This is a genomic window from Halapricum desulfuricans, from assembly GCF_017094525.1.
GTDB classification, from domain to species: Archaea; Halobacteriota; Halobacteria; order Halobacteriales; family Haloarculaceae; genus Halapricum; species Halapricum desulfuricans.
Genome location: NZ_CP064788.1, coordinates 1,966,328 through 1,986,316, shown reverse-complemented (window position 1 = coordinate 1,986,316; position 19,989 = coordinate 1,966,328). Strand labels below are relative to the sequence as shown.

The following is a 19,989-nucleotide window of genomic DNA, read 5'->3' as shown; positions in this document are numbered from 1 at the left end:
GCTCTAGGCTTCGATCTTCTTGTAGTCGACGTACTCGCCGCCGCGGAAGTCCTCGAGCAGGTTGATCGCGGCCGTCGTCCCTTCGCCGACGGAGACGTTGACCTGACGCTGGCCGCCGGTGAGGTCGCCGGCAGCGTAGACCCGGTCGACGCCGGTGAACTGCTCCTCGTCGACGTCGAGATACGATCCGTCTCGCGGGATCCCGAGCATGTCGGCGATGTCCGCGCCACCGGCCGCGCCGAGCGCGACGAACAGCCCTTCGAGTTCGATGACGTCGCCGCCGTCGAGTTCGACGCCTTCGACCATCTCGTCGCCGACGATGTGGTCGACGGGTTCGGTGATGATCTCGATGCCTTCCTCCTGCAGTTGTTCCTGCAGCACCTCGTCCATCTCGAGGTCGTTGCCGTTGGTCAGCACGCGGACGTCGTCGGTGTAATCCAGCATCATCATCGCCTCCTTGGCGGCGTAGTTGCCCGCGCCGACCATGCCGACCGGCGAGTCCTTGTAGAAGAAGGCGTCACACTCGACACAGTAGGAGACGCCCTTGCCCTCGTAGTCGTCGACGTGGGGGATCGCGGGCGACTCGTAGGACGCGCCCGTCGCGAGGATGATCCCGCGGGTCTCGTACTCGTCGGCCTCCGTCTCGACGAGGTAGCTGTCTCCCTCCTCGGCGACGCGGACGACCTCCTCGTTGACGATCTCGGCCCCGAACTTGGTCGCCTGATCGCGACCGACCTCGACGAGTTCCGGGCCCGTCGCGCCCTCCGGGAAGCCGTAGACGTTCTCCATGAAGTCGACGTTCTCCGTCGTGCCGTCGCCCTTGTCGAACACGAGCGTCTCCTGATCCGCACGTGCCGTATACACCGCTGCGCTCAATCCAGCCGGTCCGCCACCGATGATCGCTACGTCCGTCATTGTACCTAAAACACAATTCCGTACACGGATAAATCGCTCGGTCCCTGCGACACGGTTCCACTCATGGACGATTCGCACCCTGATATTTGGGTTGTCGATCGATACCACACACCATCTATCGTGAACGTTTGCGCGTGAGTATTGTCTGAAATTGAATTTCTAGGTGGACAGAGGCCGTCACAGTTGGTCGTCTTCGTTGGAGTGAGCGCGCACCCACAGTTGTCCGATGCGCGACAGCCGGGTCCGGTAGGACTTGCCGTGTGATTCCTGTTCGATGTATCCTTTGCCGCCCGGTCCGAGCCGGTCGACGTTGTACAGGACCTTCGAGCGGAAGCTGTCGGTGTACTCCTCGCCGAGGTCTTCGGCCAGCTGCTGGGCGAGTTCGGAGACCGATTCGAACTCGCCGTGTTCGCCTAGCGTGAACAGGATAACTTCCTCGAAGGGCTTGACGTTCGAGAACGACGCGACCGGGAGTTCGACGACGTAACTGCCGTCGATCTCCTTGGCTCCGATTGTCGTCCCGCGCTCGTCGAACTCCGAGAGCAGGTCCCGGGCGCTCGTGAGCCACGCTTCGACTCGCTCGTCGTCGAGCTCTCGGCCGAGATCGGTCACGATGTCGATCCCCTCGCGCAACTCCTCGGCCAGCTCCGTCTCGAGGTATTTCTCGGGGGCCGTGTAGTAGGTGTGGATCCGATCGCGGTCGCCCTCTCGTTCGACCATGATCGAGTTTGCTGCCGTCGCAAAGGCAAACGACACCGGCCGGGGCATCGCGGAGATGTTGACCCATACCTCGGCTTCCGGACTGTGATCGAGTTCGGCGTTGATCAGCGCGTAGGCCTCCTCGAAGGCCGCGTCGTAGTCGTAGACGTCCTCCAGAGCGATCCGTTCGGTTTCGGCACCCAGCAGGTTCCGGAAGTCCGTCTCCAGCTGGGCGGCCAGTTGCTGGGAGTATTCGACGTTTGCTTCGCTGCCGACCGCCCCCTCCAGTAGAATCGCCCGATCGACGTCGAGTTGCTCGCGCACCAGCGGCGCGATCAACCGGTCGTAGTCGAATCCGACCGGGACGATGTGGGTATGCATATGCGGTACAACGGGTTGGTGTTTATATAAAACACCAGTTCTGCGACCGTTGTTATGCACATCACCGATGTTTGCCGCCGCGCCCTCGTGGGCTTTCGTACATACGTAGGTACTGTGGCCTTTTCAGTTCTTCCCTCATTCCGGAATGGATTGTGTAGAAAGAACTCCTGTACGTGGCGCTTTCGATGGATTAGGATTTCAACGGTAGCCGTCTATCCCGAGGGCAACCGCGCGCGCTCACCGCATATGTTCGAGAATTTGTAGAATACGGAACCCGAGTTCGCCGTAGTCCTTCTCGGTCTGTCCTGTTTTTCGTGTAGTCCTTCTATGCGCTCGCTTTATTCATCCCTAATTCCGTAAACTTTCCACGCACCATCTTGACTTCGTAATTCCAATGTGGATGTTTCTGTGTTTCCAGCAACGGTGGTCGTCACTTCAACAACGACTACGTTATCATCTTCTTCAACGATTTCGGTATTGTCGAGAGTTACCGAGTTCCCATTGTAGAACTCTCCCTGTCCTTCGGTTATTTCTGTCACGCCTGTCTCTTCTGACGCGTTTTCGTGGATAAGATTGTTTGCTGTATCAATATCACCGTCGTCTAACGCGCTGTGCCATGTCTCGATAATGTCCACGGGATTGCCAGTGGGGCCACTGGTCGGCGTATCCGTTGAATCACCGTCGCCGTCTTCGGAACCGTTACTATCGCCGCTACATCCTGCGAGAGCGAGGGCGCTTGCGGTTGTTCCGAGGGTCGCAAGGTATTGCCGTCGATTCAGTTCCATTGCAATATGGCAATCAAGCGGCAACTACTTATATCGATCTTATAGTCACTAAACGTTCTCAAAATCACTATTCGTGGGTGCTAACGCCTGACGCCGCCACATTCGGCACAATGCGCCTCTCGGCGGAGTGGACTACCCTCGCAGACGAGAAAATCATGGAGTACCTACAAGAGCATAAGAGTGGAACGCCGACGAAAATGGCGAACCACCCGAATATCCACTTCTCTCGCTCTTACCTTCACAAGCGGTGCGACGTGCTGGTTGAGAAGTCCCTTATCGCTGATTACGGAAACGCGGTGTTCGTTCTTACCGACGAGGGAGAAGCGTACCTCGCTGGCGAACTGAATCTAAACGAACTCGAACCCGACGACGAAAACTGACTCCGTACATCCCCTAAACCGGAAAGAGAATACTTCTACCACTACTTTCGAGAATAGTCGCATCGACAGCGAGCCGTGAGAGCGGCGTCAGCAGGCCCGTGTAAGCGTTCGTCGCGGGGCGAGTGGTATTGGCCGTCGTATCTGACGTGCGCTCTGCGCCTCTGTGCGGCTGTGTGAGTGGCTTCTAATTCTTCTGGCGCATTGTCTATAGAGTTATAATTCCCCACAATTATAATCTTACAGCACCTACTATATTGTACGGAGTCACTGTCTCTTCGGGGTAATCTCGTGGTCGCGTTAAGTTAGAGGATGAGGCGGACGAGTTCTGAGTGTCTATGACAGAAACCGGCCGCCTCAGCGAGAGTATCGCGTGGATAGACTTGTCGTTTGTGGAGCGAGATCGGACTCCCGAGTGGGCGATTCAAGTAGGCATCCGATGTCACTTGGCAGGTATGTCATTACGGGATGCCAGTCAGTTTCTCGATGAGTTGGGAGTCCAACGGAGTCATGTAGCGATCCACGAGTGGGTTCACAAAGCCGATCTACAGCCAATTTCGACAGTCACTGCGGATCAGCTTACGGTCGACGAGAAAATGATCCGCCTGCATGGACAGCAATTCTGGCTGTACGGCGCTGTCGATCCCGCGACGAACGAAATATTGCACGTGAGCCTATTTCCAACGGCGAACAAACAGACCACGCGGTGGTTTCTCGACGAACTCCATCGTCGCTATCAGCTCGACAACGTCCTGTTTCTCGTTGATGACGCCGATTACCTTGCTCCGGTCCTGGCTGAAGATGGCTACCGATTTCAGATACTCGCACATGGAAATCGGAATGCCATCGAACGTGTCTTTTGGGAGGTAGAACGACGAACATCTTCGTTTGCAAATAGTTTCAGCCATGTCGAGCTAGAGACAGCTGAAGAATGGCTCGAAGCCTTTGCCGTCTATCACAACTCACGCCAAAGTTAACGCGACCCTCGAATCGGGCGAGGTGGTCGAGTATGTCTGTCGCGGCGTCGGAGTCGAGTAACACGTCGCGCTCTCGGTCGCCGTCGTTCAGCGAGGGTGAGAGAACCTTGTTGTGAAGGTCTTGCTCGACAGCGTCGATGGACTCGCACCATTTCACGAACGCCCGCAGAGCGTCGAGTTGGCCCTTGAGCGAAACGCTATTCAGGTCTTGGGCACGGTACTGCTTGAACCGGAGTAGGTCACGCCCCGAAAGCGAGTTCAGGTTCTCAAGGTCTTCCGTCTCGCACCAGTCTACGAACTTTTCGAGTTTGTACCGGTAGGAGTCGATGGTCGCGTCGGCTAATTCGTTCTGACGGTCACGCAGGTAGAGGCGTACCGCCTCGTCCGGAGCGATGGGTTCGAGCGTGGTTTCGGGCATTGGTAAACATCTCCGAAAGCCCGACAGAGGCCGCGAGCGGCGCGATCAACCGGTCGTAGTCGAATCCGACCGGGACGATGTGGGTATGCATGTGGTGTGGGTAGCGTAGCCGCCGACAAAAAGGTGTTAATCCGCGTCGATCGCCTGTAGATCGCTGAACCGGCTGGCGTTTTCCTCCGGCGCGGCGGCAGTGGCGAGCGAGACGGTCACTGTGAGCACCAGCCCGAGGACCATGCCGACGATCGAGGCAGACCAGCCGCCGAGATACGACGACGGGACGACCGACAGGAAGACGCTGGCGAGATAGAACGCCTGACTGCCGAGTACGCCGGCCAGCATGCCCTTGCGGGTCGTGCCGGGCCAGTAGAGCGCGACGATCACGGGCAGTGCGAGCTGTGCGAACCCGCCGAACGCCGTCTCGCCGATCTCGACGAGCGTTCCGGGCTGGAACAGACTCGCAACGAACGACAGGGTCGCAAAGACGGCCACGCCGACCCGGGCGATCAGATCCTCGCGACGCTGGCTGGCACGCTCGGCGACCTGTCGATAGATGTCACGCGTCATGTACGACGAGCCAGACAGCAACATCGAGTCGCTGGAGGACATCATCGCGGCCATCGCGCCGGCCACGACCAGCGCGGCGAACCAGCCGGGCGTGAACTCGTTGAGCAACAGCGGCAGGACGTTGCCGTCCGCTGGAGAGATCCCGTATCCGGCCGCCCACGCGCCGAGCATGAACGCCGGGACGAACAGCAGGACCACGAGCACGGGCCACAGCGCGAACGTCCGCTTGAGGACGGCCTCGGACTTGGCGACGAAAAACCGCTGGTTAACCTGCGGGAACATCGTCACGCCGAAGGCGATCGAGACGGCCGTTGAAACGATGTACGCCGGCGAGTACGCGCCGCCGCCGAGTTTGAGGAACTCCGGATTCGTCTCCGCGAGTCGGCTGGTAGCCGTGACGGGGCCACCGATCGAGACGAGGACCCACCCGAAGGCCACCCAGACCATCACGAGCATGAACAGTCCCTGAAGGGTGTCCGTCCAGGCGACCCCTCGCATGCCCGCCAGCGCGACGTAGCCGATCATGAACAGCGTGATGCCGCCGGCCCCGACCCAGTAGGGGATCGCCCCGTCGGTCAGCGCTTTCAGGGCCGTTCCAGCGCCCTGCTGCTGGAGCATGACGTACGGGAACAGCCAGAAGACACTGATGACTGCGACAGTGATTCGCAGCGCGGTCGACCCGAACCGATCGCCGAGCATCTCGCCCAGCGTCACGTAGCCCTCGTGCTGGCCGACCAGCCACTGTTTGTAGCCGATCACGTACCACAGCACCGCAAAGATGACACCGTCCATCACGCCCATGACGAGGATCCACTCCGGACCGTTCGCCGCAGAGGCGTTTGGCCCCCCGAAGAACGTGAACGCCGACAGCAGCGTCGCAAAGGTGGTAAACAACAGTACGACCGTTCCGAGCGTCCGACTGGCCAGGTAATAGTCCTCGGCCGTGCGTTCTGTCAGGCGGTAGGCGACGACGCCGATCGCCAGCGCGACCAGCAGATAGCCGACGATGATGCCGACCTGCAGCGCGACGTCAGCCACGGTGACCACCTCCGCGCTCGACGCCGAGTCCCCACGCCCGCTGCGTGAAGACGTAGAAGACGACGCTTGCCAGCGCGAGCCAGCCGACGTGCCACCAGATCCAGATCGGCAGCCCGGCAACGACGGTCCCCGAACGCCACATGAACCACGGCACGGCCAGCGCGATCAATGTGAACGCGACGACGCCCCACAGGAGGATCTGTACTCGTTCGGTCACGGGTGAAGGTATTTACTACTATACCGACTTAACCGTTACTGTTGATCATCTACCTGCCCGTTTGAAGAATTATTTTGATCAAAACTGTCGGAGGGAGACGAGAGACCCTCGACAGGCATTTGCGATTGGCTCTCGTACAGATGACCGCCCATGCGCTCAGTCATGGCACTCTCACCGGGTCACGCGACCCAGATCACCAATGCAGGATTCATCCAAATACCTCATTCACGCACAGATCACCGCCAACGGGGTGGTAGAACGGAGTGACGTCGTCGGTGCGATCTTCGGTCAGACCGAGGGGTTGCTCGGCGACGAACTCGAGATCCGGAAGCTACAGGAGTCGGCAAAACTCGGTCGGATCGACGTCGAGATCGACTCGGAGGGCGGCCAGTCGACGGGCAGGGTGACGATCGCCAGCGGCCTCGATCGCGTCGAGACGTCCATCCTGGCGGCGAGTCTGGAGACGATCGACCGCGTCGGGCCGTGTCGGGCGACCTTCGAGGTGACCGATCTCGAAGATGTCCGCCAGGCCAAGCGCCGCGAGATCGTCGAGCGAGCGACCGAGTTGCTGGAGCGGTTCGACGAGTCGGTCCTCTCGAGTCAGGAACTCATCGAGGAGGTCCGCCGGCAGGCCCGCGCAGAGCGGATCACCGACTTCGAGGGGTATCCGGCCGGTCCTCGGGTCGCCGACAGCGACGCGATCATCGTCGTCGAGGGGCGCGCTGACGTGTTGCAGCTGCTGCAGTTCGGCATCAAGAACGCCATCGCCGTCGAGGGGACGAACGTCCCCGACGCGGTCGCTCGCCTGACCGACGAACGCACGGTGACGGCGTTTCTCGACGGCGATCGCGGCGGGGAGCTCATCCTGCGCGAACTGGCGCAGGTCGGTGACGTCGATTACGTCGCGTTCGCGCCCGACGGCAAGTCGGTCGAGGATCTCTCTCGGGAGGCGGTCATGACCGCTCTCCGCGAGAAGACGACCTACGAGGAGGCACTCGAGGCGACCGGCGACGAACAGCAGACGCTTGCGGACGGCGCGAGTGCGCGAGTGACAGCGACCGACGGTGACGACCTGTCCGACGATACGACTGCAGGCGGGCCGACGGCGAGTGCCGAACCCGAGCGTCGATCGGCGCCAGCGGACGAAGACGCCGAAACGGACGACAACGACGTCGAAGCAGCCGAGAGCGATGTCGGAGACGCCAGTGCGAGCGAAGACGACGACTCCAGCGAGAGTCGGGCGAGCGAGCGCGAACGGACGCTCGGCGATCACATTGCACGCGTCATCGAGGGTGAAAGCGGGCGAGTTCGACTGCTCGACGAGGGGTTGAACCCGCTCGACGAACGCGATGCCGGAGCGGCGTTCGATGCCATCGCCGACGCGGAGACGACGCCCGCGACGGTCGTCGTCGACGGTCCGGTCGACCAGCGCGTGCTCGACGTGGCCGCCCAGCGCGGCGTCGGGGAAGTGATTGCGACCGAAGAGGGACAGTTCGTCAAAAAGCCCGCGTCAGTCCGTCTTCGCGTCGTCTCCTGATCGGCGGGGTCGTCGCTCGACACTCGCTAGCCGTCGATCCGACGCTCGTACACGACGCCGTCGGCGTCGTCGTAGTGATCGGGTATTCGCTCGACGCTCTCGAACCCTTGCTGCTCGTAGAACGCTCGTGCGGCCGGATCGTCGGCGCGCGTCGTCAGTCGCACGGTCCGGACGCTGCGCTCGCACAGTCGATCGATCGCCGCCGCGAGCAATGCTGACCCGTGTCCCCTGCGCTGTGTGTCGGCCGCGACTGCCAGTTCCGGCACGTAGGTGCGCGTCTCGCCGATCACGGCCAGCAGGTAGCCGACGACAGCACCCGAGTCTTCGGCGACGAGGCCGAACAGCGGCCCGTCCAGCGCCGCCGCGAGCACGGACGGACTGGGATCGGACAGCACGGCCTGCTGGATCTCCCGCAGTCGGTCGCGGTCGTCGGCCCGGATCTCTCGAACGGTCATCGGTACTCACAGCGTGACGGCCCCCGCGGCGATCGCGAACCCGCCTGCGGCGAGTCCGGCCGCGAGCGTCGCGAGGAAGTTGACGCCCTGATTGCCGACCAGCCCCCCCTCGATAGTCGCACCCAGAACGCTGTCGACGGTCATCCCGACCAGCCCGGCGGCGACGACGACGCCGACGCCGCGACCACCGAGATCGAACGCCGTGGCACCGATGCCGGCGATCAGCGCGGCTCCGACCAGCCCGGCGAGTTCCCCCTGCCAGGTGACGCCGCCGTCGGTGCCGGGCTCGACGACCTCGAAGGTCGTGATGAGCCGCGGGTTGTCGTACAGTCCGCCGATCTCGCTGGAGAGCGTGTCGCTCATCGCCGCCGCGACCGCGCCGGCGAAAACGAACAGGAACAGGTCCTCGGGGGCGGCCGCCATCCGCGGACTGGCGGCGTGAGCGATGACGGCGAACAGCGCCACCACCGAGTTGGCGAGGACGTTGCCGCTGCCGCGGGCCCCCTCGTTCGGTTCGGCGATCCCACGCTTGACCTTCTGGTCGTACCGCAGCTTCGAGGAGAGGCCGCCGAGTCCGAAGAAGGTGATCAACATCGCGAACCAGCCGACGTCGCCGACGACCAGCGTCAGCAGACTCAGGAGGACACCGGTCAACATGCCCGGGATCGAGGCCGTATCGAGCGCATACGAGACGTATCCGAGCGCGACGGTGACGGCGAGCGCGGCGGCGATGCCGGTCGCTGTGACGGCGATCTCGAGGTCAGAAAAGAGCCACAGCAACAGCCCGATCACGAGCAGGACGATCGGCTCGTCGCGCTCGAACAGCACCGATCGAACCAGCCCGCCGGTCAGCGCGCCGGTCGCGGCCAGAAAGACCACTTCGGGGAGCGCGAACCCGGTTTCAAGGATCGCGGCCGCGGCCAGATAGCCGCCGATGCCGGCCAGCGTCCCGCCGGTGACGAACGCGGCCATCGCACCGAACGGCTCGACGTTGCGGGCGCGGGCCGTGTGAGCGGCGAGGTTCCCGGCCGAGAGCACGACGACGCTCGTGACGAACGCCGGGAGCGCCATCCCGAAGTACGTCGCAGGAACGGAGAGCGCGGCGATAGCGAACGCGAAGCCGGCTAGCCCATACAGTCTGCCGTCTCGTCGATCGCCGGGTCGGGCGAACAGCTCGAAGAGCACGCCGTCGTCGGCCGCGGCCAGCGCGATGGCGGTGATCGCCAGAAACGGCACGGCCGCGGCGACGGTCGTCGTCGGCCGATCGAACAGGCGCTCGAGTACCGGGACCGCCAGCGACAGGGCTCCGACGACGGCGAACGCGCCCGCGCGCCGCGCTGTCGATGTCACGCTACCGGGCGTTTCCCCGAGAGATACTTACCATTTCCGAACCGCTCGGCAGTCGTGTCGGCTGCTCTGAACGATGGCGGGGCGACTACGGCTCGGGGCGGTCGAACAGCCGCGATCGTCGTCGGCGGTCTCGAACGTCTGGGCAACGGTTTTGTGTTCCGTCCGCGAACGATCATGTATGGCCGAATTCACGTTCCTCGAGATCCACCTCGACGACGCCTCGATCGAGGGATCGGCGGACGGCATCGTCTCGCTGCCGTTCAGTTCCGTCACGAGTGCCCAATCAGACGACGAGAGCGAACCCGACGGCGGATCGTCGCGGTCGGTGTGGGCGCTCGCCCTGCTAGCGCTCGTGCTCGTCGTTATCGCCGTGCTCCGCAAGCGACGCGAGTAGGAGCCGAAGTCCTTTACTCGCCGGTCCCGTACGGCGGGTATGGGACTTTATCGCAGCGTCCGGGCCGTCACGGAGGCCTCGGGGACGGGCCCGATCGACTGGGACGCCGTCGCCGAGGCCTCGAAGGCCGGGACCGATCCCGGCACGCTCGAGGTCGGCCCGGGCGAGCGCGAGGGCTACGCGACTGACGTGCGCGACGCCCGCGACCGCGTCCGCGAGGTCTCCGGGTTCGAGTTCGACCTCCCGGACACCATCGAGATCATCAACCGCCACCACTGGATCGACAACAACATCGAGACGTTCCGGCGGGTGATGGCACCGCTCGAAGACCGCGTCGGGATGTTCCCCTCCGCGGCCCGCGTCATCAACACCAGCTCGATGACGGTCGCACTCTCGTTTCTCGCGCGCAACGTCCTCGGGCAGTACGACCCGCTGTTGCTGGCCGACGGCGACGGTGCGGACGACCACGCCCTATATTTCGTCTATCCGAACGTCCGGCGCGTCGCCGACTCGCTTGAGGCCGACAGCGACCGGTTTCGCCGCTGGATCGCCTTCCACGAGGTGACCCACGCCGCGGAGTTCGGCGCGGCCCCGTGGCTGCCCGACCACCTCGAATCCCGGATGGAGGCGGCGGTCGATCGGCTCGCAGAGGGCGACATCGACCGGGTGACGCTGGGCGAACTGGACACGACGATGACCGCCGTCGAGGGCTACGCCGAGTTGCTGATGGACCGGGCCTTCGACGAGGAGTATCAGGACCTCCGCGCGGAGATCGAGCGCCGCCGACGGGGTCGCGGGCCGATACAGAAACTGATCCGGCGCGCGCTCGGGCTGGGCATGAAGCGTCGCCAGTACGAGCGCGGCAAGGACTTCTTCGACGCGGTCGTCGACGCCCGCGGGATCGAGTTCGCCGGACGGGTGTGGGAGCGACCCGCGAACTTGCCCAGCGACGACGAACTCGACGACCCGAGTGCGTGGATCCGCCGGATGGACGACATGCAGTGAGCAACCCGGCACGTAGCGACGGTTTTCCCGAGCGAGTTAGTGGTACCTCACGTCTCGGCCCGTGAGTTCATCCCTCTGTTTTCCCCCACCCGCCCTGATCCGTGGAGTAAGTGATGCGGCCGTTAGAACCGGTCGCCGGAACGCAGACGAACGGCGACCAGCTCCGGACGAGCACGCAACTATCAGTCTGGACGATCAGCCAGCCGGGAGGTTGACCCGATAGTCGCGCCAGTCGGAGAATTGTGCCGCCTCAGCCACCCCGAAACAAATCGACGTTACTCACCTTGACCTTCTGGGTCTGATTACACTGGAGACACTGAAATTGGACATAGTTTAACGTATCGTGGATTCCGACCACGCGCATTCCGTATATCTCGGGCACGTCTGGCATCCGTGACCGACTGCGAGTCCACACCTGCCCGCATTCGGGGCACTTCATTTGCCAGACAGCGTGCTTAATTGCCTGTTTCCGTTGCTCTTTCAGTTTCTTTTTCTTTCTCTTTTTCTGATGCTCCTCGGCTTTTCTTTCCAATTTCTCAGCGCCCTCCTCAATGGCCTCAGCGGTTTCAGCAGTTTTTTCCGCAGCAGTCTCGATTCCTTTTTCTACTGCTTCAGCCGTCTCATCAGCTTTGTCAGGGTCGTATTGATAGTACTGGTTCCACGCTATCGTCCCCCCGAAAATTCCGACGATCATCGACACAAACCCTGCACCTCCATTTCCCCCTGTCGCGCCCGCTATAATCCCTGACACTACTCCGTTGAGAATCCCAAGTCCGATCGCGAACGTCCCCACTACGGCTCCTGTCACGAACAGCATTTCTCTCTCAGTCCGTTTCCCCATCACACTGCTTCCAACAGCCAACACTGACGCAACATACACGCCAATGCTTAGCAAACCCATATACGGACGTTGCGGAAGACAATTGGAAATATATTTCCGTTCGATTATTTTTATTGAAAATGGTGGGGTGTGAGCCGGATCATAGTGTTCTTGCGAGCTTCTCGAGGGTGTGGAACACGACGAGGAGAACAATCTCACGGAACTCCCGGAACCAGACCCGCGAACGTAGTACGGAGTCCTGCGTTCGCTTGACTGTCGAAAGGACTCTGCCATCCACCGCTGTGTGACACCATCTTCAGAACGATTGGTGCTAGATATGCGCCCTGTATCTTGCACGCCTCAAAATACATATGGGTCATTCGACAGGAAAGGAGTTAGATCGGGAACTCACAGCCCCACGGTCGAAGCGCCACTCAGCGTTCGCCGGGGCCAGGCTCCGGCACGACGCCCTCCTCTTCGCCGTCGAGGTCGTAGGTCTCACGGAGTTCGCGGATCCGATCGCGGATGTCCGCCGCGAGTTCGAACTCGAGGTTGTCGGCCGCGGCCTCCATCCGCTCTTCGAGGTCCTCGATCAGTCGCGCGGCCTCGTCGGCGTCGTCCGGGTCCATCCCCGCGGCGTCGCCGGTGTCGGTCTTGCTCCCGGGGAGGTTCGTCTCGCCGATCTCCTTGTCGATGGTGGTCGGCTCGAACCCGTGTTGCTCGTTGTACTCCCGCTGGATCCGTCGGCGGCGACGGGTCTCCTCGATTGCCGACTCCATCGCGTCGCTCGGGTCGTCCGCGTAGAGGACGACCTGCCCGTTGACGTTTCGCGCTGCCCGCCCCATCGTCTGGACGAGCGTCGTCTCGCTGCGCAGAAAGCCCTCCTGGTCGGCGTCCAGAATAGCCACCAGCGACACCTCGGGGATGTCGAGCCCCTCCCGCAGGAGGTTGATCCCCACGAGCACGTCGAACTCGCCGGCCCGGAGTCCGCGGACGAGTTCGTGGCGCTCCAGCGTGTCGGTCTCGTCGTGCATGTACTCGACGGCGACGCCGGCCTCCTCGAGGTATTCGGTCAGGTCCTCGGCCATGCGCTTGGTCAGCGTCGTCACCAGCACGCGCTCGTCCTGCTCGACCCGGTCGTCGATCCGATTCAGCAGGTCCTCGACCTGACTCTGTGCCGGGCTGACCTCGATCTCGGGATCGACCAGATGGGTCGGGCGGACGATCTGCTCGACGATCCGGTCGCTGACCTCGCGCTCGTAGTCGCCCGGGGTCGCGCTGACGTACAGCGTCCGGTCGGTCTTCTCCTCGAACTCTTCAAATGTCAGCGGCCGATTGTCGTAGGCGGTCGGCAGCCGAAAGCCGTTCTCGACCAGCGAGTCCTTGCGTGACTTGTCGCCCTCGTACTGGCCGCGGATCTGGGGTATCGTCTGGTGTGACTCGTCGATGACGGTCAGGAAGTCATCGGGGAAGTAATCGAGCAGGGTGTAGGGCGCTTCGCCGGACTCCCTGTCCGAGAGGTGGACCGAGTAGTTCTCGATGCCCGAGCAGTACCCCGTCTCTTTGAGCATCTCCAGATCGAAGGTCGTCCGCTCTTCGATCCGCTGGGCGGCCACGAGATCGCCCTGCCGTTCGAAGTAGGAGACGCGTTGCTCCATCAGCTGTTCGATCTCGTCGATGGCCCGCTGGAGGCGCTGTTCGGGGATCGAGTAGTGTTCCGCGGGGTGGACCAGCACGGCCGGTTCCTCGCTTTTGATCTCGCCCTCCAGCGGATCGATCTTCACGAGGCGGTCGATCTCGTCGCCCCACAGCTCGACGCGGACGGCATACCGGCCGTACATCGGGTAGATCTCGACGGTGTCACCGCGCACCCGGAAGGTCCCCTGCGTGAAGTCGACGTCGTTGCGCTCGTAGTTGAGATCGACCAGCCGACCGAGCAACTCGTCGCGGTCGATGCGCTGGCCGCGCTCGAGTCGCAGCGACATGTCGACGTAGTTCCGGGGATCGCCCAGGCCGTAGATGGCCGACACCGACGCGACGACGATGACGTCCTCGCGGGTCAGAAGCGACCGGGTCGCCGAGTGGCGAAGGCGATCGATCTCCTCGTTGATCGAGGCGTCTTTCTCGATGTACTTGTCGGTCTGCTCGACGTAGGCTTCGGGCTGGTAGTAATCGTAATAGGAGACGAAATACTCGACGGCGTTGTTCGGGAACAGTTCCCTGAACTCCTCGTAGAGCTGGGCCGCCAGCGTCTTGTTGTGGGCGATGACCAGCGTCGGCTGCTGGATCTCCTCGATGACCCACGAGACGGTGTTGGTCTTGCCGGAGCCGGTCACGCCCAGCAGCGTCTGTTTGTCCATACCCTGCCGGAAACCCTCGGCGAGTCGTTTGATCGCCTCGGGCTGGTCGCCCGCCGGCTCGAACGGCGCATCGACTTCGAACGCCCGGTCCACGTCCGGTCGATCCGGAGACAGCGGACTCCCGGTGTCACTCATCAATCGCAGTCAGGGTCTCCACTCACTTCAGGCGCTCGGTGGCTCCCGGGTCTGATACGGATCGTTGTCCCGATTTACCGGGACGACCGATGCAGTCGTGCGGTCATACCGCATATCAGTCCGCGCGCGAGGGGTACGATACCGACTCGCTGTCGCCGCCGGCGGACGCAGGTCTGACGGATCCCCACCAGGTGGCGATAGACTCGCTGCCCATCAGTGCGAACCCGGCGAAGATCGTCAGGAAGCCGGCGACGGTCAGCGCCGAGATCGTCTCGCCCAGGAGCGTCCAGCCGCCGACCGTCGCGACGGCCGGGACGACGTAGAAGATCAGGTTGGCCTTGATGGCGCCCGCAGTGTCGATGAGACTGAAGTAGACGATGTAGGCGATCGCGCCGGCGAAGACCCCGACGTATCCGAGCGCGAGCAGCGCCTCGCCCGACCAGACGACCGCGGACGCGGACTCGCCGGTCGCCAGACTCAGCCCGTGGGTGAGCGCCGCGGCCAGCGGGAGTCCCCACGCGGTTCGGGCCGTGCTGGAGAGCGTGGCGTCCGCTCGACGGACGAGCACCGTCCCGAGCGCGCCGCTGGCGGCCCCGGCGAGGATGAGGAGTTTGCCGAACCCGCCGGCGAGTAGCGTCGCCGGGTCGGGATCGACCACGAGGACGACGCCGAGCAGACCGAGCGCCATCCCGCCAGCGCCCCGAGCCGACAGGCGCTCGTCGGACAGCAGGAGGGCGGCGAACACGGGCGTCAGGATCGGGTTGAGCCCGAAGACGATCGCGCCGACGGCGCTGGTCGCGGACTGCTGGCCGACGAACAGCAACGCGTTGGCCAGCCCGATGACGAGCCCACCGGTCGCGACGATGCCGAGCAGGTCCCCGCGGGTTCGCGGGACGAGCTCCGATCGCGGGATCGTCGCGACGGCGAACGCGACCAGCACGATCGCGGCGATATCGAACCGGAAGGCGACGAACAGCACCGGCGGGAAGTACGCCAGTCCGGCCTTCGCGGCGACGAACGTTCCGCCGAACAGCAGACTCGCGGCGGCAAACAGCGCGAGCGTGCGGCGGCCGACCATTCAGCGCGGCACCTCCAGAGCGTGAACTGAGATCATAGCTATATAGCGGGGCTGGATCCCCATAGGTTCCTCCAGAAAGACTTTCACGGCCCCGTATCGGCCGATCCCGTGCAGCACGTTCGGGGGTTGCAAGACGAACACGGCGTGCAACGATTGCACGCGACCACACAGCGAGACTCGACAGGGTTACGTAACAGTTACAAAATTCGGCAGTAAACAGCAGCAGTCAGCAGCAAATCGAGAAGCTACCCCAAACGTTTAAATGTATATTTAATCTACATTGGGTATGGCCGAGTTCACATTCCAAGGCGAGGAAGCAATCACGAAGGATGTAACCAAAACAGGAACGGGCGCACACGTCTTCGTTCCGAAAGAATGGCTTGGTGAAGAAGTCGCCGTCATCCGACTATCCCAAGACGACTGATACTACATACATGTCCTCTACACACCTCTCCCTCCCAGTCCGCCTGCCAGACGAGGAGCGAGAGCGATACAACCGGCTCGCCACGCTCACCACGCAGACAGCAAACACGCTTATCGAGCAGTACTGGACGCCAGACCACCTATCTGAGATTCACGAATCCTCGCATCAAGCGTGGAAATACTTTGACGAACATGAAGCGTTTGACGAGTTCAATATCTACCTCCCTTCCAGATACAAACGCTGCCTGTTGCAGAAAGTCGGTGAAACCCTGCGAAGCCACGCCGACAAACGAGACGCTTTTCAGACTATCAAGCCGCTCCTCCCAGACCACAAGATTCGACGCATCCATACCCGACGAATCAAGGAACGACTCTGGGACTCCGACGGATACCTCTCCTCTGGGTACGTTGACCTCCTCATCGACCAGTTGAACGCCTACTACGACGTTCACGGCACGTATCCAGAGACGTACTTCGACTTCCAAGACTGCCCTGAATACTCCTCTGGGGTGCTACCGTATTCAGCAGATGACGGCCCGACCAGCGGACAAGCAGTCAAATACCAGTACGACGAATCCACGCAACAACTCACTGTCGAACTCAAAACCCCTGATACACTTGAAGCCGACACATGGGGTGACTGGACATGGACAGAATACACCTTAGATGGCTACGACGCCTTTCACGAACTCGTCGACAACGGCAGTCTCTCCGCTCCATCATTCCAACCTAACACGTCGAAGAGAGGAGATGACTACTACGAGTTATCCTTTCCTGTCGAAGTCGAACATAGAGACACTCCTGACGATGTTGAAACCGTATTGGCGATTGATGGCGGTCTTCGGAAAGATGCAACCGCTGTCGTCGTAGACAACGAAGGAGAACAACTCTCCACCCCGTATTTCATCCAGAATACGGAACGAGAGAGGATGCGGAATCTGAATCGGGAGCGCAATCAACTCAACTCGAAACTCGCTCATCTACGCCGACAAGGACGCGACCATACAGACCACTTTAAACACATTCAATCGGAGTACGAGCGAGTGAACAACAAGCTTCGACACAAGCGCGAACAACTTGTCCACGACGTATCCAACCAAATCCTCGCACTCGCCGTAGTGTACGACGTGGACGCTATCGTCCACGAAGACCTGCGTTCACTCTCACCACCACGGGGTGACGGACAGCTCTCATGGGAACTGTCGTCATGGGCACGTCGAGAGATTATCGAGAACATCAAATACCGCGCCGATATTGCGGGTATTCACGTTGAGAGAGTGTCTGCAGGAAACACGAGTCGGTCGTGTCCTCGCTGTGGCTCGACAGGACATACAACGAAATCGCCTGACTACGACTACGAGGTCTGGCACGGCGGTCACTTCCGTTGTGATAACTCGCGGTGTGGCTTTCAGGCTGACCGTGACTACGTTGGCGCTGTCAACGTGGCCCGCGTGTTTTACGCGGAGTCGGACTCGCTAGACTCGAATTTCACGTCTTCCTATACGGGAGACTCTGAAATCGAGCTAGCTGGCCGTTCCGCTGGCTCGCGTCCCGCGTTCGGCAACGCTCCCGTAGCGTATACTGGACAGTCGAGAGTGACTGCTGGTGGCGGGTCGGCGTTTATCGCGCCCGCTGTCACTCCGACAGGGACGAAAAACAATGGCATAGCGTGTCATAGAAACATTCACAGCCGATTCTCTGCGGTGCTACCGGATAGTGAAATGTTGGAGTAGATATGCTTGCAGAACGCGGTGCAACATACAGAGGCTGTAGTCAGCACAAAGACCGTCGTTGTTTCGCACCAAAGCTGCTGAACCAACTCTTCGCGGAGCGTGTAACTTAGCGGTGTGATTCGATTTTGATGCGGGGGTTTCCATCTCTGTCGGCGATGATCGTCGCGGTCGTCCCGTCGGCCTCGAACTGGATGGTCATATCGAGATTCCGTTCCTGAAAGAGGCCATCGAGGGCGTCCGTGTTGATGTCGTCACTGATGAGCCATTCTTGTTCAAGCACATCCTCATCGTGCGCTTGAGCGACCGCCGTGACGACGGCTGTGCTGAGCTGTTCGGTCTCGTCGGGCTCGTAGTAGAACTCTTGGGTGTTCCTCATGTATACATACTAGACAGCCGAAGGAAAGCACTTTGTTACCAAGATGTGTCCAGATAGGTACTTGCAGTCGCCAATTCATGCAGGCCTCTGAGGTCGCTGTATCAGCGATTACGACTCCTGTCGATCAAAATTCCATCAGTGCCAGATACGCGCGTTGTATCTTGCACGAGTGTCTTGACAAGACTTGGATAAGCAGAGCGTGCGGAAGTTTCTATGACACGCTGATGGCAGCAAAAGTTCTGTGTCAAGCCCAGCGACACACAGTTACTCTCGCTTCGTGCGAGATACTGCTGTTTGCTGCTGAAAATTGGAACGGTCCCGAGACGGTCACGCCGATCGGTGCCGACGTTCGGCGGCCCAATCGCTGTCGGAACGGACAGCGTTTTTGCTCCGCGGTCGGACACACGAGTATGGAATCGGTGCTGGAGGAGGTCGAGTTCCTCGCGCGCTCGGAGAACCGCGTGGCAGTGCTGACCGCGCTGGCCGACCAGCGCCGGACGCGGCGCGAACTCGAAGCCGATACCGACGCCTCCCAGGCGACGCTCGGGCGGATCCTCGGCGACTTTCAGGAGCGGTCGTGGGTCCGCAAGGACGGCAGCGAGTACATCGCGACCGCGACCGGCAAACTCGTCGCTCGCGGGCTGACCGACCTCCTCGAGATCCTCGAAACGGAATGTGAACTCCGGGGGCTGGTGCGGTATCTCCCGACGCACGCGATGGACTTCGACTTGCGTCATCTCGCGGACGCGACGATCACGACGCCAACCCAGACCCGTCCGAACGCGCCCGTCAAGCGCCTGCTCGACCTGGTCGGCGCGGCAGGCGAGGTGCGAGCTTTCTCGCATGCGTTCAACGAACAGAACCTGACGGTCGTCGAGCGGCGAGCGAGCGCCGGCGAGCTGTCGTTTGCCGGCGTGCTTTCACGGAGCGCGATCGAAGCGCTGGCTGACGATCCCGAACTCCGCGATCGGCTTCGCTCGCTGCTGGACGCGCCGGACACCGAAATTCACGTCCGGGAAGAGGGAATCCCGCTCGCAGTAACGATCACCGACGACACCGTCCACATGCTGTTGCGCGACGAGACCGGCGTCCTGCGGGCGTCGATCGACACCGACGACGAGGCCGTCCGCTCGTGGGCGAGTGACACGTTCGATCACTACTGGCGGACCGCCACGACGCTGACGCCTGACGACCTCGACCAGTGATCGCGACCGGCGTCGGAGCCGTTATCGAAGGTGATCGAGCGGGCGGCAGTATTACGGTCCTGCAGTCGGAGTGACCGATATGAGCCTCCAGGTCGACGTTCGAAAGCTGGATCTGTTCAACAAGATGGCGAAGGAGGGCTCGGAGACGGTCGCCGATCACCTGAGTCAGCTGGCCGGGATCGACGCCGGGATCGAGGTCTCGAAGATCAACTTTCTGGACATCGAGGACGTCAAGACTCACCTCGGCTCGCAAAAACAGGTCGGGATCTTCGTCGAACTGGTCGATCCGCCACACGGGTACGTGCTCTTTCTGCTGGAACCGCGCGACAGCAAGCAACTGGTCGGACAGATGGTCGGCGGCATGGGCGGCGACGAGCCTGCGGATGGCCTGTTCACCGACATGGAGCGGTCGGCCATGCAGGAGATCGGCAACATCATGACCTCCGGCTACATCGACGGCTGGGCGAACGTCCTCGACACGACGATCGACATCTCGACGCCGTCGTTCGCGTACGGGCCCGCCAGCGACATCGTCGACGAGATGGGCGGCTGGCCACAGGAGGATATCGCCTTCGTCGTCGACTCCGACATCGTCGCCGAATCGACGGACGTGGAACTCACCGCCTACACGTTCCCCCGACTGCGGGAACTGGTCGATCTCATCCAAGATATCGATCTCGACACCGACGTCCAGACGGATACGACTGCATCGACGGACATCGTCGAGTGACGTTCTGCTGGTCGGCG

21 protein-coding genes are annotated in these 19,989 nt (G+C 61.7%); 9 read left to right on the top strand and 12 right to left on the bottom strand.

The genetic code is table 11. From position 1 onward, the window contains the following. Positions 1-3: 3 nt before the first annotated feature. The 3 genes from HSR122_RS10295 to HSR122_RS10285 all read right to left on the bottom strand — a co-directional run bounded on the left by HSR122_RS10295 (position 4) and on the right by HSR122_RS10285 (position 2,780). Positions 4-915, bottom strand: coding sequence for an NAD(P)/FAD-dependent oxidoreductase (locus HSR122_RS10295; protein ID WP_229109659.1), 912 nt, complete (start codon positions 913-915; stop codon positions 4-6). Between the two features lie 177 nt (positions 916-1,092). Then, a complete protein-coding gene (locus tag HSR122_RS10290; protein WP_229109657.1) occupies positions 1,093-1,995 on the bottom strand; it encodes an HFX_2341 family transcriptional regulator in 903 nt (300 codons plus the stop codon). Positions 1,996-2,333: 338 nt separating this feature from the next. After that, positions 2,334-2,780 carry a hypothetical protein gene (locus HSR122_RS10285; protein ID WP_229109656.1) on the bottom strand — a complete coding sequence of 149 codons (447 nt, stop codon included), beginning with the start codon at positions 2,778-2,780 and terminating at the stop codon, positions 2,334-2,336. Positions 2,781-2,890: 110 nt separating this feature from the next. On the opposite strand from HSR122_RS10285, the gene HSR122_RS10280 reads away from it, so the two are divergent. Then, positions 2,891-3,160, top strand: coding sequence for a MarR family transcriptional regulator (locus tag HSR122_RS10280; protein ID WP_229109654.1), 270 nt, complete (start codon positions 2,891-2,893; stop codon positions 3,158-3,160). Positions 3,161-3,495: 335 nt separating this feature from the next. Next, on the top strand, positions 3,496-4,134 hold the full coding sequence (locus HSR122_RS10275) for an IS6 family transposase (protein WP_229109568.1): 639 nt from the start codon (positions 3,496-3,498) through the stop codon (positions 4,132-4,134). On the opposite strand, the gene HSR122_RS10270 is transcribed toward HSR122_RS10275, so the two are convergent. The 3 genes from HSR122_RS10270 to HSR122_RS10260 all read right to left on the bottom strand — a co-directional run bounded on the left by HSR122_RS10270 (position 4,058) and on the right by HSR122_RS10260 (position 6,371). Continuing rightward, on the bottom strand, positions 4,058-4,552 hold the full coding sequence (locus HSR122_RS10270) for a site-specific integrase (protein WP_229109653.1): 495 nt from the start codon (positions 4,550-4,552) through the stop codon (positions 4,058-4,060). The genes HSR122_RS10275 and HSR122_RS10270 overlap by 77 nt on opposite strands. A 126-nt stretch (positions 4,553-4,678) precedes the next feature. Continuing rightward, positions 4,679-6,154: a sodium:solute symporter family protein gene (locus tag HSR122_RS10265; RefSeq protein ID WP_229109651.1), complete on the bottom strand. Its 1,476-nt coding sequence runs from the start codon at positions 6,152-6,154 to the stop codon at positions 4,679-4,681. Next, a complete protein-coding gene (locus HSR122_RS10260) occupies positions 6,147-6,371 on the bottom strand; it encodes a DUF3311 domain-containing protein (protein ID WP_229109649.1) in 225 nt (74 codons plus the stop codon). Before HSR122_RS10260 ends, HSR122_RS10265 begins: the two co-directional genes overlap by 8 nt. Positions 6,372-6,570: 199 nt before the next feature. On the opposite strand from HSR122_RS10260, the gene dnaG reads away from it, so the two are divergent. After that, on the top strand, positions 6,571-7,908 hold the full coding sequence (gene dnaG, locus HSR122_RS10255) for a DNA primase DnaG (protein WP_229109648.1): 1,338 nt from the start codon (positions 6,571-6,573) through the stop codon (positions 7,906-7,908). Between the two features lie 26 nt (positions 7,909-7,934). Here dnaG and HSR122_RS10250 read toward each other — a convergent pair whose 3' ends face one another. Further along, positions 7,935-8,363: a GNAT family N-acetyltransferase gene (locus HSR122_RS10250; RefSeq protein ID WP_229109646.1), complete on the bottom strand. Its 429-nt coding sequence runs from the start codon at positions 8,361-8,363 to the stop codon at positions 7,935-7,937. Between the two features lie 6 nt (positions 8,364-8,369). Further along, entirely contained in the window at positions 8,370-9,713 is a 1,344-nt protein-coding gene (locus HSR122_RS10245) for a DUF92 domain-containing protein (RefSeq protein WP_229109644.1), read from the bottom strand. Positions 9,714-9,891: 178 nt separating this feature from the next. Here HSR122_RS10245 and HSR122_RS10240 point away from each other — a divergent pair, with 178 nt between their 5' ends. Further along, a complete protein-coding gene (locus HSR122_RS10240) occupies positions 9,892-10,107 on the top strand; it encodes an MYXO-CTERM sorting domain-containing protein (RefSeq protein ID WP_229109642.1) in 216 nt (71 codons plus the stop codon). A 39-nt stretch (positions 10,108-10,146) separates the two neighbouring features. Next, positions 10,147-11,112 (top strand): zinc-dependent metalloprotease, encoded by a 966-nt coding sequence (locus tag HSR122_RS10235; RefSeq protein ID WP_229109641.1) that lies wholly within the window; start codon positions 10,147-10,149, stop codon positions 11,110-11,112. Positions 11,113-11,362: 250 nt separating this feature from the next. Here the strand turns inward: HSR122_RS10235 and HSR122_RS10230 are convergent, their stop codons facing one another. The 3 genes from HSR122_RS10230 to HSR122_RS10220 form a co-directional block, all read right to left on the bottom strand. Beyond that, positions 11,363-12,013, bottom strand: a complete 651-nt coding sequence (locus HSR122_RS10230) for a hypothetical protein (RefSeq protein ID WP_229109639.1) — start codon at positions 12,011-12,013, stop codon at positions 11,363-11,365. A gap of 353 nt (positions 12,014-12,366) precedes the next feature. Beyond that, positions 12,367-14,427 carry an excinuclease ABC subunit UvrB gene (uvrB, locus tag HSR122_RS10225; protein ID WP_229109628.1) on the bottom strand — a complete coding sequence of 687 codons (2,061 nt, stop codon included), beginning with the start codon at positions 14,425-14,427 and terminating at the stop codon, positions 12,367-12,369. Between the two features lie 115 nt (positions 14,428-14,542). Next, a complete protein-coding gene (locus HSR122_RS10220; RefSeq protein WP_229109626.1) occupies positions 14,543-15,505 on the bottom strand; it encodes a DMT family transporter in 963 nt (320 codons plus the stop codon). Positions 15,506-15,791: 286 nt separating this feature from the next. Between HSR122_RS10220 and HSR122_RS10215 the strand changes: the two genes are divergently transcribed. Continuing rightward, on the top strand, positions 15,792-15,929 hold the full coding sequence (locus HSR122_RS10215) for a DUF2080 family transposase-associated protein (protein WP_006065802.1): 138 nt from the start codon (positions 15,792-15,794) through the stop codon (positions 15,927-15,929). Between the two features lie 10 nt (positions 15,930-15,939). Then, entirely contained in the window at positions 15,940-17,661 is a 1,722-nt protein-coding gene (locus HSR122_RS10210; protein ID WP_229109624.1) for a transposase, read from the top strand. A gap of 106 nt (positions 17,662-17,767) precedes the next feature. Here the strand turns inward: HSR122_RS10210 and HSR122_RS10205 are convergent, their stop codons facing one another. Next, a complete protein-coding gene (locus HSR122_RS10205) occupies positions 17,768-18,037 on the bottom strand; it encodes a HalOD1 output domain-containing protein (protein WP_209486728.1) in 270 nt (89 codons plus the stop codon). Between the two features lie 410 nt (positions 18,038-18,447). Between HSR122_RS10205 and HSR122_RS10200 the strand changes: the two genes are divergently transcribed. Both HSR122_RS10200 and HSR122_RS10195 read left to right on the top strand, forming a co-directional pair. Then, positions 18,448-19,242 (top strand): helix-turn-helix transcriptional regulator, encoded by a 795-nt coding sequence (locus tag HSR122_RS10200; RefSeq protein ID WP_229109622.1) that lies wholly within the window; start codon positions 18,448-18,450, stop codon positions 19,240-19,242. 79 nt (positions 19,243-19,321) lie between these two features. After that, positions 19,322-19,972 (top strand): chemotaxis protein CheC, encoded by a 651-nt coding sequence (locus HSR122_RS10195; RefSeq protein ID WP_229109621.1) that lies wholly within the window; start codon positions 19,322-19,324, stop codon positions 19,970-19,972. The last annotated feature ends 17 nt before the right edge of the window (positions 19,973-19,989 follow it).

Excerpts from the sequence above, each read along its gene's own strand:
- HSR122_RS10295 (WP_229109659.1), bottom strand. The coding sequence starts at position 915 with ATGACGGACGTAGCGATCATCGGTGGCGGACCGGCTGGATTGAGCGCA.
- HSR122_RS10290 (WP_229109657.1), bottom strand. The coding sequence starts at position 1,995 with ATGCATACCCACATCGTCCCGGTCGGATTCGACTACGACCGGTTGATC.
- HSR122_RS10285 (WP_229109656.1), bottom strand. The coding sequence starts at position 2,780 with ATGGAACTGAATCGACGGCAATACCTTGCGACCCTCGGAACAACCGCA.
- HSR122_RS10280 (WP_229109654.1), top strand. The coding sequence starts at position 2,891 with ATGCGCCTCTCGGCGGAGTGGACTACCCTCGCAGACGAGAAAATCATG.
- HSR122_RS10275 (WP_229109568.1), top strand. The coding sequence starts at position 3,496 with ATGACAGAAACCGGCCGCCTCAGCGAGAGTATCGCGTGGATAGACTTG.
- HSR122_RS10270 (WP_229109653.1), bottom strand. The coding sequence starts at position 4,552 with ATGCCCGAAACCACGCTCGAACCCATCGCTCCGGACGAGGCGGTACGC.
- dnaG (WP_229109648.1), top strand. The coding sequence starts at position 6,571 with ATGCAGGATTCATCCAAATACCTCATTCACGCACAGATCACCGCCAAC.
- HSR122_RS10250 (WP_229109646.1), bottom strand. The coding sequence starts at position 8,363 with ATGACCGTTCGAGAGATCCGGGCCGACGACCGCGACCGACTGCGGGAG.
- HSR122_RS10240 (WP_229109642.1), top strand. The coding sequence starts at position 9,892 with ATGGCCGAATTCACGTTCCTCGAGATCCACCTCGACGACGCCTCGATC.
- HSR122_RS10235 (WP_229109641.1), top strand. The coding sequence starts at position 10,147 with ATGGGACTTTATCGCAGCGTCCGGGCCGTCACGGAGGCCTCGGGGACG.
- HSR122_RS10230 (WP_229109639.1), bottom strand. The coding sequence starts at position 12,013 with ATGGGTTTGCTAAGCATTGGCGTGTATGTTGCGTCAGTGTTGGCTGTT.
- uvrB (WP_229109628.1), bottom strand. The coding sequence starts at position 14,427 with ATGAGTGACACCGGGAGTCCGCTGTCTCCGGATCGACCGGACGTGGAC.
- HSR122_RS10220 (WP_229109626.1), bottom strand. The coding sequence starts at position 15,505 with ATGGTCGGCCGCCGCACGCTCGCGCTGTTTGCCGCCGCGAGTCTGCTG.
- HSR122_RS10215 (WP_006065802.1), top strand. The coding sequence starts at position 15,792 with ATGGCCGAGTTCACATTCCAAGGCGAGGAAGCAATCACGAAGGATGTA.
- HSR122_RS10210 (WP_229109624.1), top strand. The coding sequence starts at position 15,940 with ATGTCCTCTACACACCTCTCCCTCCCAGTCCGCCTGCCAGACGAGGAG.
- HSR122_RS10205 (WP_209486728.1), bottom strand. The coding sequence starts at position 18,037 with ATGAGGAACACCCAAGAGTTCTACTACGAGCCCGACGAGACCGAACAG.
- HSR122_RS10200 (WP_229109622.1), top strand. The coding sequence starts at position 18,448 with ATGGAATCGGTGCTGGAGGAGGTCGAGTTCCTCGCGCGCTCGGAGAAC.
- HSR122_RS10195 (WP_229109621.1), top strand. The coding sequence starts at position 19,322 with ATGAGCCTCCAGGTCGACGTTCGAAAGCTGGATCTGTTCAACAAGATG.